1 protein-coding gene is annotated in these 838 nt (G+C 49.6%); it reads left to right on the top strand.

Annotation, left to right across the window (positions count from 1 at the left end):
* Positions 1 to 838, top strand: an 838-nt coding sequence (locus tag FS806_RS25260) for a transposase (RefSeq protein WP_144942106.1), incomplete at both ends; no start/stop codon positions are given.

The following is an 838-nucleotide window of genomic DNA, read 5'->3' as shown; positions in this document are numbered from 1 at the left end:
GATGCCAAAGTCATAGGAAAATTGGTGATCGACGGTCGTTATACGAAGCCTCAGTTACCAGAAGGAGTCTACGCGGATCTGAGGGTCTACATGAATCAACGAGAGCGACTAAACCTAGATCTCAATCGTGCGAAGGCAAGAATCCACAATTGGTTGGATCGCTTCTTCCCCGAATACACTCAGGTGTTTAAAAAGTGGGAAGGAAAGGCATCGCTTATTACACTGGAACACTTCCCTCTGCCGCAAGAGGTGGTTCAAGCCGGCGAAACATCGATCGTGGCAACATGGAAGAAGAACGGTGTAGAGCGTGCAGTAGGAGCCAAAAGAGCCGCATTGCTGTATCGCACAGCCAGTAAATCCATCGGCCTAACGGAAGGTGTTACAGCAGCCAAACATGAGCTAGCCATGTGCTTGGAGCAGTACACTATGCTGTCTAGGCAGCTTGATCAACTGATGGAACTGGTTGAAGCTCTGGTCAAACAAATACCCGGGGCCGAAGAAATGATGAGTATCCCTTGTGTCAAGCTGACTACCGTAGCGGGGTTTCTGGCCGAAGTCGGCGATCTGGACAACTACGTACACAGTCAGCAAATCGTACGCCACGCTGGACTTAGCTTACGGGAGAACAGTTCCGGAGACCGCAAGGGAGAAACGACCATATCTAAGCGAGGGCGCTGCCGGTTACGAGCCTTGTTGTATCGTGTGACCCTTACCTTAGTAGCCAAGAACCCTGAGTTTCGTGCATTGCATCATTATTACACGACACGAATGGACAATCCGCTCAAGAAGAAGCAATCGATGATTGCTCTTTGTAACAAGCTCATACGTGTACTATTCG

The sequence above is a fragment of the Paenibacillus sp. 32O-W genome, assembly GCF_007679495.1.
In the GTDB taxonomy this organism is placed as follows: Bacteria; Bacillota; Bacilli; order Paenibacillales; family NBRC-103111; genus Paenibacillus_L; species Paenibacillus_L residui.
The sequence above is the reverse complement of the archived record's forward strand: the minus strand, read 5'-3'. Positions and strand labels throughout refer to the sequence as shown.